This window comes from Bifidobacterium criceti, assembly GCF_002286935.1.
Lineage (GTDB): Bacteria > Actinomycetota > Actinomycetes > Actinomycetales > Bifidobacteriaceae > Bifidobacterium > Bifidobacterium criceti.
Genome location: NZ_MVOH01000013.1, coordinates 48945 through 64659, shown reverse-complemented (window position 1 = coordinate 64659; position 15715 = coordinate 48945). Strand labels below are relative to the sequence as shown.

The following is a 15715-nucleotide window of genomic DNA, read 5'->3' as shown; positions in this document are numbered from 1 at the left end:
CACGTACCGGTCTCCGAACGCGCCGTGGCGCCACACGTGCTCGTCCACGCCGATCGCGCGCACCGAGGAGAACCGGTCGGCCTGCTCGAGCAGCAGCATGCCCTGCTCGCGCACCGCCCGGTCGACCACCGCCCATGCCACATGAAGCAGCCTGGCGCACGCCGAGACAGTCATCGAGTCCAGGCACACGCGCCGCAGCGCCCACATCACCGCCGGCACGCTCAACACGCCCCTGCCGGCGCCCACCGCCTCAAGATCATCGCTCCACGAGCGTGAGCACGGCACGCACTCGTAGCGGCGCACGCGCACCAGCAGATGCACCGCGTCGTCGCCGTAGGGCACATGCGCCAGCGTGCGCAGCCACGACGAACGCACCCTGGCATACGCGCCGCACGAGGGGCACCAGCGTGCGTCGTGCGAGTCCGGCTCGCACCTGATCTGCCTTAATCCCGGGCCGTCCGGCCTGCCAAGACGCCGCCACGAGAGCACACGAAGACCCATCTCATCCAAACCAAGGAAACGTTGGGGGTCGAACACGATAAACTCGGGTTCAGGCCGTGTTTCCTCATTCAATTTTTCTATCACACAAGCAATGATGAAGCACGGCCCTTACACACTAACTTGAGAAGAGCCGGATATGAGCAGTCATCTTTCCTCATATGAGTTCATCATATGAAGTGATACGGGTGAGTGACGTGCGCGAATCGTCATGATGGATTCCGCGTAGTGGTCGGCGGCGTTATCGGCAGCAGGAAGTGCTGCCGATAACGCCGCCGACCACTACGATGATGTGGGCAAGGTCATACGCCCCGCAACGGATAACACAATCCGCACGATTTTGAGTATCCAAAACACCACCACCCGTAGCGGACACAGTGCGGTTCCTACGTACGACCCCTAACACAACAGAGGATGTTACCCATAACAGCATGGACGCACACCACTGCCCGTAAGCACAAAGCACACTGCACACTGCTGCCCGTAAGCATGACGCACAACGCGCGCGTGACGCCACAACGCACGCATGACGCTACGCGCGCGCATACAACAGGTATTCGGCGTTGCCGTGGGTGCCTTCGATCGGCGAGGGTGAGGCCGCGACAACATGCATCCCGTAAGCGTGCACACAGTCCTCGATTTTACGCAACGCGGCCTCGCGCTTGTCAGGATCGGTGACGACGCCATGTTTGCCGAGCCCGTCACGTCCCACTTCGAACTGTGGTTTGACGAGCAGCACGATATGCGCACCGGGTGCGGCGATACGCGCCACGACCGGTACGACGTATGTGAGTGAGATGAATGAGACATCCGAGACGACCATCTGCGGCCGGTAAGGAAGATCGTGCACGCCGACATCGCGGATGTTGACACCGCTCATCTCGATGATGCGCGCGTCGTCGGCGATACGCTTGTCAAGCTGCCCGTGGCCGACGTCGAGCGCGACGACATGCCGCGCTCCCCCACGCAACAGCACGTCGCAGAACCCACCCGTCGACGCGCCGATGTCAAGGCAGTCAAGGTCCTGCGGCGGTTGCAGCCCGTAAGCGGAGAACACATCGAATGCACCAAGCAGTTTGTATGCGCCGCGCGAGACGTAGTCATCGGCGCCGCGCACGTCAATGCGCGCGCCATCATCCACTTTCATCGACGCCTTCGCCGCGCGCGCCCCATCCACATACACGTGGCCGTCGTCGACGAGTCGGCGTGCCTTCGCGCGCGAAGGCGCCAACGCACGCATCGTCATCATGACATCGAGACGTTCGCTGCGCGCCACCTCACGCTCCTGCGGCATTGGTGAAATCGAAGTCCGGCAACGCGATGGTGTCAAGGTCAATGCCATCGTCGCGCAGCCGCCATCCAAGCGTGCACGCCGCACGCAGCGCGTCGACGCTCGTCGTATCGTCGACGACGAGCGCGTCATCGGCGAACCACGCCTTCGCGCCACGGCACACGTATACGTCACCGCGCGCATCGCCAGCGGGTGCGGACACGTCCCCGTCGCGGACGACCGCGGGCTGAGCCTCGTTGAGGCCACGCAGGTCAAGTGCGACATATGTCGGCCGCAGCTCCTTCGGCGCGCGGATGAGCAGGTCAGGATCGGTGACGCCCGTAAGCACGAGAAGCGAATCGTATCCGCCGCGGTTGCCGGCTTCGATGTCCGTGTCGAGCCTGTCGCCGATCGCGAGGCTGCCTTCGATGGAGACCATGTCCTCGCCGTCGTGCGCCGCGAGCATGCGCGCCTCGTCATACATCGCCGATTGTGGTTTGCCGGCCGATCCAAGCGGTTCGACGCCCGTCGCGTTGATGACCGACTGGATCATCGACCCGCATCCCGGTGCGACGCCATGCTCACGTGGAATCGTCAGATCACGGTTCGTCACAAAATACTTCGCGCCACGTTCGACCGCGAACGACGCTTCGGCGAGCTGCTGCCATGTCATCTGCGGATACCATCCCTGGATGACCGCCTGCGGCGCGGCACCCGCCCCGTCGACACCGCGTTCGACGATCGCGAGTCCGGCCTTGCGCACTTCGTCGCGCAGATGGTCCGCACCGACAACGAACACGTCCGCTCCCGCGCCCACGTGCCGCGCGACCATGCGCGCGGCGACGACGGACGACGTGATCACCTGCCAAGCCGCGACGTCGAGTCCGAAACCGCGCAGCTGCTCGGCGACCGTCTCCTGCATGCGCGACGAATTGTTCGTCGTGTATTCGATTGTCATGCCAAGACGTTCGGCCGCACGGATGCTGTCCGCCGCGTACGCGACCGGTTGTTTGCCATAATACACGACGCCGTCAAGGTCGAGCAGTGCAAGACGGTAACGTCGCGAGAGCGGTGTGTCCGTTGATTTCAGCACGCTGTCGTCACTCCGTTTCGCTCTTGAGCTGCTCTTCGTAATCGCCGACTTCGACGTCCTCCTCGTTCGCGTCGTCCTCGGCGTCGGTGAGATCGGGGTCGCCCATCACACCTTCCTCGTCACGGCGGCTGTTGCGCTCCTGCATTTGCGCGGGATCGATGTCCATTTCCGCACCCGCGCGCTGCTCCTCCTCGGGGATGCGCGTCTCGTCGTCCATATTGACACCATCCTCGTCGTCAAGCGGTGCGTACTGTGCGTCGTCCGGTGTCACGCCAAGCTTCGCCTGCAGGTCCTCGGGGAGGTCCTCGACGTCGTAGTCGACGACGAAATCGTCGCTTGTCTCTTCCTCGTCGACGTCCGCATAGCGCGCCTCGAGATCGTCGATGAGTTCGTCGAGTGCGACGGCTTCGTCGTCGCGTCCCGCCTCGGACAGGAAGTACTGTTCCGCCTGCGCGGCGCGCATGCGGTATTCGCCCGCGAGACCCTTGGCATGTACGAGTTTCGAGACGACCTCGATCGCTTGGTTCGTCATGCCCATGTCGTTGAGCGCGCCGGCGTAGACGAGGAACATCTCGGCCTTCGCTTCGCCGGTGAGGCGCTTCGCGTTGTCCGACAACGCGATTTCGATGGCCTTCTTCGGCTTGTCAAGTCCACGCTCGCAATCGGCCATGAACGGCAGGTAATCGAGGTAGCCGTTCATGCGGAACGCGGTCTGGAACTCGCGCAACGCAAGCTTGTAGTCGCCTTGGCGGTACGCGACCATTGCGAGTGTCTCGCGGGCGATGTCGACGCGCGAGGCCTGCTTGGCCGCCCACTTCGCATGCGCGAGCGCGGCCTGCGGGTCGTTCGCTTCGAGCGTGTATGCGGCGAGGATGTGCAGGCCGATGTTCTCGGCGTGTTCCTTCGCAAGGCCGCGCAGACGTTCGCGCTCGTCCTTGCTCAGCATGCTCCATTCGAGGCCCTTCGGCATGACCGGTTCGCCCGGCCTGCGGTCCGTGTACGGGTTCTGCGACGGGAAGCTGACAGTGCCGTCCGAATTCCTGCGCGAATGCGACATATATTCCGCGCGCTTGCGGTCATGATGCGCGGCGCGCCCCTCGTCGTTGTAACGCGGGTTGCGTCGGTCGTTGCTACGGTCGTTGCGCCTGCGGTCGTCATGACGGCCGCCGTCATGGCCGCGCTGTCCATCACGTCCGCGGAAGTCACGGCGGTCGTTATCGTCATGATGGAAGTCACGGCGGTCGCCATCGTTGTGACGGAAATTGCGACGTTCGCCATCGTCACGACGGAAATCACGACGCTCCCCATCATTATGACGGAAATTGCGACGCTCGCCATCGTCACGACGGAAATCACGACGCTGCCCACCGCGTTCACCATCACGACGGAAGTCACGACGTTCCCCATCGTTGTGACGGAAATTGCGGCGATTTCCACCACGCTCGTCGTCACGTCCATGGAAACGGTTGCCGGAACGGTAGCCATTGCCGCTGCCGCCATTGCGGTGGAAACGGCGCTGCTGGCCGTCACCATCACGACGGAACTCGCCGCCCTCACCGTCGCGGCGGAAATCGTTGTTCCTTCCGCCACCATTCGCGCGACGGTTGAAGTTCCTGCCACTTCCACCCTGGTTGCCGCGGTGGAAGTTCGAGCCACGCTTGCCGTCGCGGGAACGGAATCCACCGCCGGAATTGCGGCGCTGGCCGCCGTTGCCCGATCCGTAGCGGCGGTTGCCGCCCTGGGAATGATGCTGTGATCCGCGTTCGTCTGCCATGTTCGTACCTTTTTCAATCAAGAGGCGGGCATTGCGCCCGCCCCGTTCGTCATTGCCTTCTAGTGTAGCCAATACGCGGCCGCGGCCTCGTGTTTCGGCTCTAAGTGTGCAAAAGCGTCATCCGTATGGAGCTGCCCATGTTACGGGTGGCACCATCCATTTGCTGCCTGTTGCCTACGGGCGGCATCCTCCATTCGCTTACGGGCAACACCACCCATTTGCTTACGGGCAGCGACTGTGGTGTTGCCCTCGTACAGGTTGCACACATCACATCGCATTCACCCTGCCCTGTATCGGTGGCTTGTGCGTGCCGCCGGGTCAGCCAAGTTCGACGACGCCGAGCGCCTTCTTGCCACGGCGCAGGATCGCGAACCTCCCCTGAAGGAAATCGTCGCCGTCGAGCAGCTGCTCCTCATCCTCGACGCGCACGTTGTTGAGGTATACACCGCCCGATTTGATCGTCTTCCTCGCTTCGGAGATTGATTTGAACAGGCCAGCCTTGACACCAGCCTCACTCACACGGTCACCGGATGCGGCTTTCGCGAAGGTCTTCGCGCCTTGTTCATCCTCGACTTTGAGTCCTTCGAGCGCGGCTTCGAGCACAGCCTCGTCGATTGCCGTCACATCACCGCCACGTCCGAAGAGTGCTGTGGAAGCTTCAATCGCCTGACGCGTCGCATCCTCGCCATGCACAAGACTCGTGACCTCCCAGGCGAGCGTGCGCTGAGCTTCACGAGCACCCGGATTCGTCTCGGTCGATTCGATGAGCCGTTCGATCTCGCTCTTCGGCAGGAACGTGAACGCCTTGAGCAGGCTTTCCATTTCGGCGTCGGGACGGTTGACCCAGAACTGGTAGAACTTGTACGGGCTGAGCATCGTGCCGTCGAGCCACACGGCGTTGCCTTCGGACTTGCCGAATTTCTTACCGGTGGCATCGGTGATGATCGGGCTCGCCATGACGTTCACATTGACACCGCGCACCTTGTGGATGAGGTCGAGTCCGGACGTGAGGTTGCCCCACTGGTCGGAGCCGCCAAGCTCGAGGACGCAGTCGAAGTGATCATACAGATGCAGGAAATCATTGCCCTGGAGCACTTGGTAGCTGAATTCGGTGAAGGAGATGCCTTCCTCGGAATTGAGCCTACGCGCGACGATGTCCTTCGAGAGCATCGTGCCGACACGGAAGTTCTTGCCGACGTCACGTAGGAAATCAAGCACGTTCATCGTCGCGGTCCAATCGTAGTTGGACACGAAGGTCACCGGATTGTCGCCTTCCTGCACGAGGATGTCGCCGATTTGGATGCGCAGGCGTTCGCACCACTGCTCGACGACGTCCTTCGGGTTGAGGATGCGTTCGCCCGACTGTCGCGGATCGCCGATGAGACCGGTGGCGCCTCCGACGAGCGCGATTGGATGGTGCCCCGCCTCTTGCAGATGGCGCATGATGATGAGCTGCACAAGGTTGCCGATGTGCAGTGACGGTGCGGTCGGATCAAAACCGCAATAATAGTGGATCGGCTCCCCGTTCAATGTCTCGGCGAGTCGATCCCTGTCGGTGGATTGCGAGATCAACCCGCGCCATTGCAATTCATCGAGCACGGAATCGAATCCGGCTTCCTTGAAATCGATGACGTGAGCCATGCCAAACATCTCCTTGTGAAGTTTTCGCGTACGTGCCCCGCAGGCGTTCGGCGCGGAGCAAACATTGTCAGTGTGTCACACCTCGGCGACACCATCCGGTCTCTTGTCATGCCATGTTTTCCCCTTCTCCCCACTGCGCCGTTCGCATCATCTTCCACCGCTCCATGCCGATGGTGGCACATCATGCATCTGTGTTACCGGTGGTACACATCACGCCACTGCAACCATCACAAACGTTACGGGTGGTATTGGGTTACGCCCTCTTCCCACGGCCTGCGTCCCGTTACGGGTAGCGATGGTCACGGGCGCGGCTTGCGCTCGTCCTTACGTGACAATCGTGACGCGAACGTCTCCTGTATGGCACTCAACGTATCGGCGATGTTCACAATGAATCCCTCAAGATATTTCGGTGGAATCGGGGTGAGGGGAAACATGTGTGTGCGGATGCTGTTCGACACGATGGCATCGATTTCAAAATCGCCGCGCGCGTTGCGTTCAGCCGTATATGGATGTCGGAACCCATGCAGCCGGTGCGCCCCGTCATCGGCGTCATGCCAATCGTAGAGGAAATAGTCATGCAACAACGCCGCCCGTACAAGGGCACGGAGGTTCACATGGTTCCATAATCGCAGACGGTCGGCGATCCGCACGCTCAGCCGTGCCACCCGTAACGAATGTTCGAACGTCGTGATATCGCCGTGCTGCATGCTTCGTTTGGCGATCTCCATATGCTCATGTTCGAGGATGTCCCGCCCGTAACGATGCACGATCGCATCGATGCGCTCACGGCTCAGCATATCCATTCCCTTTCTGCCTTTGTTCCCGACACATCCACGATCCCATTGCTGCCCGTAACGATAGATCCCACATATGGCCGATTCCATCGTTTCATCCTTCAACGTCATCGTCTGCAACGTCTGCGCGCATTGCCACCCGTAAGAGATAAGCAGGTGACGCCACCCGTAGGCAAAGCGATAGGTGACAACCCGTAAGCGATCGACATAGACATTAGGCGATACCACCCGTAAGCGATAGGTGGCGCTACCTGTAAGCGAAGGGTGCTACCCGTAACAATGGTGGAGATGGAAGAGGATGTGGATGGATGTGGAGGTGGATGAATCCGTCATGATACAGAGGCGGAATGCGCACGACAAACAAAATGGCAGGAACATACAGAGAAACAGAAACGGCCATGGGCGGTGCCTTGCCGATGCGCGGAGGATGGGGTGCCCCGTGATGCGAAGCGCCCCATCATGCCTCCCGTAACGTCAGTCCAGAGCAGCCCGGATCAGTCCAGAACCTGTTCGCCGCCTGTCCCCGTCACTGCTTCTTCTCTAGGGAGCCGGCCGCCTTGAACGCGATGCCATCGCTCTTCGTCTGGAACGTGTTGTGCAGACGCTCGATCTGCGACTTCGCAGACATGATCTGTTCACGAACACGTGTCGGCGCGGTGCCACCCTTACCGGCGCGGGCGGAGACGGAGCCCTCTGTCGAAAGCACCTCGCGCACTTTGACCGCTTGCTCAGGTGCCACGAAATCACGGAAGATCTCAATGAAATCATCATCCGACAGATCCCACAGCTCCTCATGGCGGCTCTCGGCGACCTTGACGCACGCACCGGAAAGCTCATGCGCATGGCGGAACGGGACACCGTTCTTGACGAGCCATTCGGCGATGTCGGTCGCCAATGCGAAACCAGTGGGCGCCTCCTGTTCGAGACGTTCCGCATTGAACTTCATCGTGCGCACCATACCTGTGAACGCCGGCAACAGCACTTCGAGCGTATCGGTCTGGTCGAAGACCGCTTCCTTGTCCTCCTGCAGGTCGCGCGCATACGCCGTCGGCAGTCCCTTGAGCGTCGCGAGCAGCCCCGTCAGATCACCGATGAGACGTCCAGCCTTGCCACGCGCGAGTTCCGCGATGTCGGGGTTCTTCTTCTGCGGCATGATCGATGAACCGGTCGAATACGCGTCGTCGAGTGTGACGAAATCGAATTCCTGACTGTTCCAGATGATGATTTCCTCAGCGATACGTGAGATGTCGACGCCGACCATCGCCGCGATGAACGAGTATTCGGCGACGAGATCGCGGCTTGATGTTCCATCGATGGAATTTTCGGTGACTTTGGTGAAGCCAAGCTCACGCGCGACGGCCGTCGGCTCCAGGCCGAGCGTGTTGCCAGCGAGCGCGCCGGAACCGTAAGGGCTCGCATCGATGCGACTATCCCAATCAATGAAGCGTTCGACGTCGCGCAGCAACGGCCACACGTGCGCCATGAGCTGATGCGCGAGAAGCACCGGCTGCGCATGCTGCATATGTGTACGCCCCGGCATGACGGTACGGCCTGCGGCCTTCGCCTGCTCGCACAACGCGTCCGCGAGCGCAAGCACCTGGTTCGCGACAACACGCGCGTGACGACGCAACCACATGCGGATGAGTGTCGCGATCTGGTCGTTGCGGGAACGTCCCGCGCGCAACTTGCCGCCGAGTTCGTCCCCGGCGATGCCGATGAGTCCACGTTCGAGCGCGGTTGCCTCGTCCTCGTCGTCCTCGATCGGCGCGAACACACCGCTGTCCACACGGCGCTGCAGTTCGTCGAGGGCGGATTCCATACGCTGCAGTTCGTCGGGGGTGAGCAGGCCTGCGCGCCCGAGTGCGCGTGCGTGAGCGCGCGAACCGGCGATGTCATCGTCGGCGAGTCGCCAGTCGAATTGTGTGGACTTGCTCAGCAGCGCGAGTTCCGGTGACGGCCCCGACGAGAACCGTCCTCCCCACAGCGCGAGGTGTTCTTCGGCCGGTTGCGCCTGTCGTGTTTCCGTCATCTCGACACCAGCGGTTCCGATGATCTGTTCATCGATCATGTTGTCTTTGTCTCCTTCGCCCACCGCTACGGGTAGCGGTGGCCTTCCTATGTATCCGTGTCTGTTATCGGTAGTGCTGTTTTCCGTATCTACATATCCGTCCACCGTCGTCCATCCGCGCGCGGCGACCATGGTGACACGTGTCGTGCGCATACGAATGATGTCGTACGGGATGCCGATTGCACATATGTTTCCGGTTACCACTGCCCATCCTACCGTCGTTCGTCGAAAACCATCCACCGTCGTCTTACGGGTGGCACATCCAACACTTACGGACGATGCATCCTGCGCACAATGATGGTACGGGTGGCATTCTGTATGCGACATGCTATGGGTGGCGCCACCGCTCAATGCCCATCACGACCGATGATTGCATCCCGTAACACAACATTCCGCAACACGATGAAGAGAAGGGGATGATATCGACAATCCGCACATATTCGATGCTGCCCATAAGCACCAGTGAACCGGAAGAGCGTCAGCGGGCTCGCAAAGCACTCGCAACTCGCGGCCGCGCGCTGCACGGACACTGCGACCCGTAACCACACACTAAGACGACGAAAGGGAGAGACCGCGGTTCCCAGCGGCCTCTCCCCTCATATGCGTCGCGCGGATAGGTGCATCCCGTAAGCGGATGTCACTCGACGTCGTTGTCCGGGACCTCGATGCCGTTGCCGAACTTCACGTCGCGCGCCGCGGCGACCTTCGTCGGCAGCCCGTAGATCTCGATGAAGCCGTTCGACGCGTTCTGGTCGAAGGTGTCACCCGAATCGTAGGTGGCGAGGTTGTAATCGTAGAGCGATTCCGCGGAACGGCGTCCGACGACGACGGCGCGGCCGCCGTGCATGACCATGCGGATCTCACCCGAGACGTACTGCTGCGTGTCGTTGATGAACGCGTTGAGCGACTTGACGGCCGGCGAGAACCACTGCGCGTCGTAGACGAGTTCGGCCCAACGCTTGTCGATGTCACGCTTGATGCGGTGCTGTTCGCGTTCGAGGCACATGTTCTCAAGCTCCTCATGCGCGGTGATGAGCGCGATCGCACCTGGCGCCTCATACAGTTCGCGGGACTTGATGCCGACGAGGCGGTCCTCGATGAGGTCGACGCGGCCGATGCCCTGCGCGCCGGCTCGGCGGTTCATCTCCTCGATTGCCTGCAGCGGCGTGACGTCACGACCGTCGAGCTTGACCGGCACACCCTGCTTGAATTCGATGACGACCTCATCCTCGACCGGCGGGAAGTCCGGATCGTCGGTGTACGAGTAGCAGTCCTTCGTCGGCGCATTCCATGGGTCCTCAAGGAAACCGGTCTCGATGGCGCGTCCCCAGACGTTCTGGTCGATTGAGAACGGGCTCTTCTCCGTCTGCACAATCGGCAGTTTGTGGTCGTTCGCGTACGCGATCTCCACGTCACGCGTGAGCGAAAGGTCACGAATCGGGCTGATTGCCTTGAGTTCCGGGTCGATCGACTGGATCGAGACCTCGAAACGCACCTGATCGTTGCCTTTGCCGGTGCAACCGTGCGCGATCGTGTCAGCACCGAACTGATGGGCGGCGCGCACAAGGTGCTTCGTGATGAGCGGACGCGAGATCGCGGAGACGAGTGGATACACGCCCTCGTACATCGCGTTTGCCTTGAGCGCCTGCATGCAGTATTCGTTCGCGAATTCGTCGCGCGCGTCGACGACATAGGCTTCGACGGCACCGCACGCGAGCGCGCGTTCCTTGATTGTCTCAAGGCTTTCGCCGCCCTGTCCGACATCGAGGGAGACGGCGACGACGTCCTTGCCCGTGCGGTCCTTGAGATACGGGATGGCGACCGAGGTGTCGAGACCACCGGAATACGCCAGCACAATGCGATTCTGTTCGCTCATGACTTGACCTTTCTGTTCAGATATTCATAAGTATATACAGTGCTCTGTATAAATATGCATTCGATGTCCGCGTTCCGATGACGGATGTGCGACCGGTAGCGTATCGATTTACAAGTCGAACATCGTGCTACCGGTAACATCGATTGCCAGAATCACAGAACCCACAGCCACTCACGCTCACTACCGGTAGCGCATCCATCAATTCTGCGTCGAGGCGACTTCCAACAGCCACGCGGAGCGACGTTCCGCCATCGCATCGTTCACACATATGACGAGTACGGTGTCGTCACCCGCAATCGTCCCGAGAACGCCACCGATCGTATGTTTGTCGATGACGCTCGCGACATATTGTGCCGCTCCCGACGACGTGTGCACGACGATGAGGTTACGGGCGGCGGCGACCGATGTGACGAGCCCGGACAGAATCCGCGTCATCTGCTGCTGCGCGCGCTCGTCGCTGTCGCAGTCGGTGGATGATGTCGGCGCCTGGTCGTCGATCGTATACGCCACGGTGCCATCCGGCATCCGTGTTTTCGTCGCGTTCATTTCGTCAAGGTCGCGGCTGAGCGTCGCCTGGGTCACTTCGATCCCCTGATTCGCGAGGATTGCGGAGAGCTGCGACTGTGACGTGACCACATGGTCGACGAGCGCCTGTTCGATCGCGTTGAGACGTGCGGCGCGGCTTGCGGGGCGTTGGAGCGGCATGGTCGGATCGGTCATCAGACGAGCAGGCTCTCGTCGCCGCGCTGCTTGCCGATGAGCCATGTCAGAAGCGCCTTCTGCGCATGCAGACGGTTCTCGGCCTCATCCCAGACGACGGATTGCGGTCCGTCGATGACCTCGGCGGTCACCTCTTTGCCACGGTAGGCGGGCAGGCAGTGCTGGAACAACGCGTCCGGCTTCGCGAGCGCCATGAGGTCCGCATTGACCTGGTACTGCCAGAACGGCTTCGAGCGCACGGCGTACTGGTTCTCCTCACCCATCGACACCCACGTGTCGGTGAAGACGCAGTCCGCATCGCGCATCGCCTCCTTCGGATCCGTCGTCACGAGGATGCTGCCACCCGTAGTGGCGGCGATCGCCTCCGCATCCTGCACGATGGCGTCATCGGGAAGGAATCCGTTCGGCCCCGAAACGCGCACGTGCATGCCTGCGACGGCACCCGCGAGCAGATAGGAATTGGCCATGTTGTTCGCCGCGTCGCCGAGGTAGGCGATCGTCATGCCCGCAAGCGCGTCGACACCACCTTTGAACTGCGCGATCGTGAGGAAGTCGGCGAGCACCTGGCATGGGTGGAATTCGTCGGTGAGCGCGTTGACCACCGGTACCGTAGCGACGCTCGCCATCTCCTCGATGCGCGATTGCTCGAATGTACGCCACACAAGTGCGTACGCCATGCGCGTGAGCACTTCGGTCGTGTCACTGATCGGTTCGCCGCGTCCGAGCTGCGATCCGGATTTGTCGATGACAAGCGGATAGCCGCCAAGTTCCGCCACACCGATCGAGAAACTCGAACGCGTGCGCGTGCTCGGCTTGTCGAAGAGCACGGCGACACCCTGTGGCCCTTCGAACGGACGATGGTAGAAGCGGTTTTCGCGGAATTTCATACCGAGTTCAAGAATCTGCTTCTGTTCCTCGTGGTTGACGTCGTCGTCGCGCAGCATGTGACGAAGCTGTCCCATGGCGACCTCCTTCTGTTCGTTGGTTGTGTTATGGGTTGCGTGTTGTGTGTTGTGTCGCGTTCCGCCGCGCGTCACGCGTTGTGTTGCGATTATGGTGTTTTGATTATGTCCCATCCGAGGCGTCACGACTGCGAACAACAGTCCGTTCCCCGCCGATGGCACCCTACCGGTTTACCGGAGGCACCTCTGTACTGGCTGGAAGCACCTTCCCATCCGCTTATCGGGGCCCCACGCCCTGTGACGCCACTGCCTGTTACAGGCGATATGCGCTGCAGGTGGTATGCGATAGACGTCACACTACCGGCAGCACATTACCGACCTATGTCACGGGCGGCGTCTTCCGTGGCGTCGCCGCTCAGTCCTCGGGAAGGTCTTCGGGTAGCATCGCGAGGATCGCCACGGCTTCGTTCACGTCCTGCTCACTGACGATGAGCGGAGGCGCAAGACGGATGACGTCGGGCGCACACGCGTTGATGATGAGGCCATGTTCGAGCGCCCAGTCCACGGCGGCATGGGCGCACGGACGTTTGAGCACGATCGCATTGAGCAGGCCGCGGCCACGCACCTGCGCGAACAATGGGTTATCGGTGGCACGCAGATCGGTGCGCAGCTGTTCGCCGCGTACTTCGGCGCGTTGCACAAGACCCTCGTCCTCGATCACACCGATCGTCGCAAGCGCGGCGGCTGCAGCCAACGGGTTGCCTGCGAAGGTCGAACCGTGGGTTCCCGGAGAGAAGAGCGACGACAGTCCCTCACCGAAACTGATCATGCCACCCATGGGGAATCCTCCAGCGACACCCTTGGCGAACGTGACGATGTTCGGGGTGACGCCCCCGAGGTCCTCACGTTGGAACGCGAACCATGAGCCCGTGCGACCGATGCCCGTCTGCACTTCGTCCACGATCATGAGCGCGCGATGCTCATCGCACAGCGCGCGCACATCGCGGATGTATTGGGCGTCAAGCGGCAGTACACCAGCCTCCCCTTGGATGAGCTCCATGATGACGGCGGTGATGGGTCCTTTACCGGTCGCGTCGAATGCGGCCTTCATCGCCTCGATGTCATTCGCTTCCACAAACTCGATGTTCGGCACGAGCGGCTCGAACGGTTCGCGAATCGCCGGTTTCCACGTGGCGGAAAGAGCTCCCATCGTACGTCCATGGAATCCATGGGTGAGCGCGATGATGCGGTACGGCTTGTCAGTGCCGAGCTCCGCGCACCGCTGTGCCCCGTACAGCTTCGCCATCTTGAGCGCCGCCTCGTTCGCCTCGGCACCCGAGTTTCCGAAGTAGACATGCGAACCTTCTGGGGCGCCTGCGAGCGCGATGAGCTTCTGCGCAAGATGGATCTGCGGACGTGTCGCGAAGTAGTTGCTCACATGTGCGACCTGTGCGGCTTGCGCGGCGACCGCTTCGATCCACTTCGGATGCGCGTATCCAATCGAATTGACGGCGATTCCCGCGAGGAAATCAAGGTATTTGTTGCCATCGACGTCCCATACATGCACGCCCTGCCCATGGTCGAGGACACGCAGCGGCGTGCCGAAGACATGCATGTGCACATCGTTGTATTCGTCGAGGAGCCGATGGTCCTCCGGCAATGCGTCGCCGCTAGCGGTGGCACCACCATGGCCACGATCGTTACCGGCGGCAGAGTGCACCTGCTGGTCGCCGTCGTTCATATTATTGATGTCGTTCACGTCATCCCTCCCATATCCACTGTATTCATTGTCCATATGCGTTCCTCATTTCCAATCCCTCGCCTGGTTCGACCATCGTGCCGATGCCGGCGCTGGTGAACACCTCGTTGAGTATCGAGTGCGGCTTGCGCCCGTCGATGATATGCGCCTGCTGCACACCTCCGTCGATCGCACGGATGCAAGCCTCCATCTTCGGGCGCATACCGCTTTCGAGCTGCGGCAGCATATCGCGCAGGTCTTCGGCACCAATGCGTCCGATAAGCGAATCACGGTTCGGCCAGTCGGCGTAGAGCCCATCGACGTCCGTGAGGATGATGAGTTTGTGCGCCCCCAAGGCGGTCGCAAGCGCGGCGGCCGCGGAGTCCGCATTCACGTTGAGCACCTCTGTAGCGTCGTCCTCATTGGGGGCGACAGAGGATACCACCGGTATGCGTCCCGAACGGATGAGGTCGACGACGGCGGATGCGTCAACGCCGATCACATCCCCGACAAGGCCGATATCCGTCGGCGTCCCATCGATGACCGGCTTACGTTGCGTCGCCGAGAAGAGCGCGCCATCCTCCCCGGACAATCCCACCGCGTACGGTCCATGGGCGTTGATGAGTCCGACGAGTTCACGTGACACTTTTCCCGTAAGCACCATGCGCACGACATCCATCGCCTCAGGCGTCGTGACGCGCAGGCCGCCTTTGAATTCCGAATGGATGCCAAGCGCCTTGAGCATCTGCGAGATCTGCGGACCGCCGCCATGCACGACCACGGGATGCAATCCGACCTGTCGCAGGAACACCATGTCGTCGGCGAAGCAGCTTTTGAGATGGTCGTCGACCATCGCGTTGCCACCGTATTTGATGACGACTGTCTTCCCGTAGAATTCCTCGAGCCAGGGCAGCGCTTCGATGAGCACTTCGGCTTTCTGGTCCGGCCGTAGATCGGTGTGTACGTCCAAGTGGAATCCTGGACCTTTCAATGGTTTCGTCATGTTCCGTTTTCCGATTCCGTTCCTTACGGTTGTCCGTTTCCTATCATCCGTATTCATTACCGGTGGCACCGCTCGATACCGTCCGTCGCAAGCGGCATTTCACATGCCTGTTGTGCTACCGGAAGTACCACCTGTTGTTCTGCTGTTATTCGCTACCGGAAAAACACCACTCGTAATTGGTTACCGGTGGCACTGCCTATGACTTGCAAAAGCAACGCCATACCACCAGTACCATCTCCATTGTCGCAGTCGACCACCATCATCGGTCACCATTTCGATTTCGTTGAGGGAGACCATGTTCTGCTACCGGTAGCGGATTCGTGATACCTGTGGTTATG

General features: G+C 61.0%; 12 protein-coding genes. All 12 read right to left on the bottom strand.

Features of this window, described 5'->3' with window-relative positions:
• The coding region (locus B1526_RS05595; protein ID WP_456061921.1) for a transposase family protein at positions 1-573 on the bottom strand (573 nt) is incomplete at its 3' end.
• 457 nt (positions 574-1030) lie between these two features.
• A complete protein-coding gene (locus B1526_RS05590; protein ID WP_095615091.1) occupies positions 1031-1792 on the bottom strand; it encodes a TlyA family RNA methyltransferase in 762 nt (253 codons plus the stop codon).
• Positions 1776-2861 (bottom strand): HAD-IIA family hydrolase, encoded by a 1086-nt coding sequence (locus tag B1526_RS05585; protein WP_095615090.1) that lies wholly within the window; start codon positions 2859-2861, stop codon positions 1776-1778. Before B1526_RS05585 ends, B1526_RS05590 begins: the two co-directional genes overlap by 17 nt.
• Positions 2862-2868: 7 nt before the next feature.
• Positions 2869-4635: a helicase gene (locus B1526_RS05580; RefSeq protein WP_095615089.1), complete on the bottom strand. Its 1767-nt coding sequence runs from the start codon at positions 4633-4635 to the stop codon at positions 2869-2871.
• A gap of 318 nt (positions 4636-4953) precedes the next feature.
• Entirely contained in the window at positions 4954-6276 is a 1323-nt protein-coding gene (tyrS, locus tag B1526_RS05575) for a tyrosine--tRNA ligase (protein ID WP_095615088.1), read from the bottom strand.
• A 299-nt stretch (positions 6277-6575) separates the two neighbouring features.
• Positions 6576-7298: an HD domain-containing protein gene (locus tag B1526_RS05570; protein WP_235607062.1), complete on the bottom strand. Its 723-nt coding sequence runs from the start codon at positions 7296-7298 to the stop codon at positions 6576-6578.
• Positions 7299-7596: 298 nt separating this feature from the next.
• Positions 7597-9099: an argininosuccinate lyase gene (argH, locus tag B1526_RS05565; RefSeq protein WP_095615098.1), complete on the bottom strand. Its 1503-nt coding sequence runs from the start codon at positions 9097-9099 to the stop codon at positions 7597-7599.
• 676 nt (positions 9100-9775) lie between these two features.
• Positions 9776-11014 carry an argininosuccinate synthase gene (locus tag B1526_RS05560; RefSeq protein WP_095615087.1) on the bottom strand — a complete coding sequence of 413 codons (1239 nt, stop codon included), beginning with the start codon at positions 11012-11014 and terminating at the stop codon, positions 9776-9778.
• 198 nt (positions 11015-11212) lie between these two features.
• Positions 11213-11734, bottom strand: coding sequence for an arginine repressor (locus B1526_RS05555; protein WP_095615086.1), 522 nt, complete (start codon positions 11732-11734; stop codon positions 11213-11215).
• On the bottom strand, positions 11734-12696 hold the full coding sequence (gene argF, locus B1526_RS05550; protein ID WP_095615085.1) for an ornithine carbamoyltransferase: 963 nt from the start codon (positions 12694-12696) through the stop codon (positions 11734-11736). The genes B1526_RS05555 and argF overlap by 1 nt, the downstream gene beginning before the upstream one ends.
• A 355-nt stretch (positions 12697-13051) precedes the next feature.
• Positions 13052-14431 carry an acetylornithine transaminase gene (locus B1526_RS05545; RefSeq protein ID WP_268802226.1) on the bottom strand — a complete coding sequence of 460 codons (1380 nt, stop codon included), beginning with the start codon at positions 14429-14431 and terminating at the stop codon, positions 13052-13054.
• On the bottom strand, positions 14421-15377 hold the full coding sequence (gene argB / locus B1526_RS05540) for an acetylglutamate kinase (RefSeq protein ID WP_095615084.1): 957 nt from the start codon (positions 15375-15377) through the stop codon (positions 14421-14423). The genes B1526_RS05545 and argB overlap by 11 nt, the downstream gene beginning before the upstream one ends.
• Positions 15378-15715 lie beyond the last annotated feature (338 nt).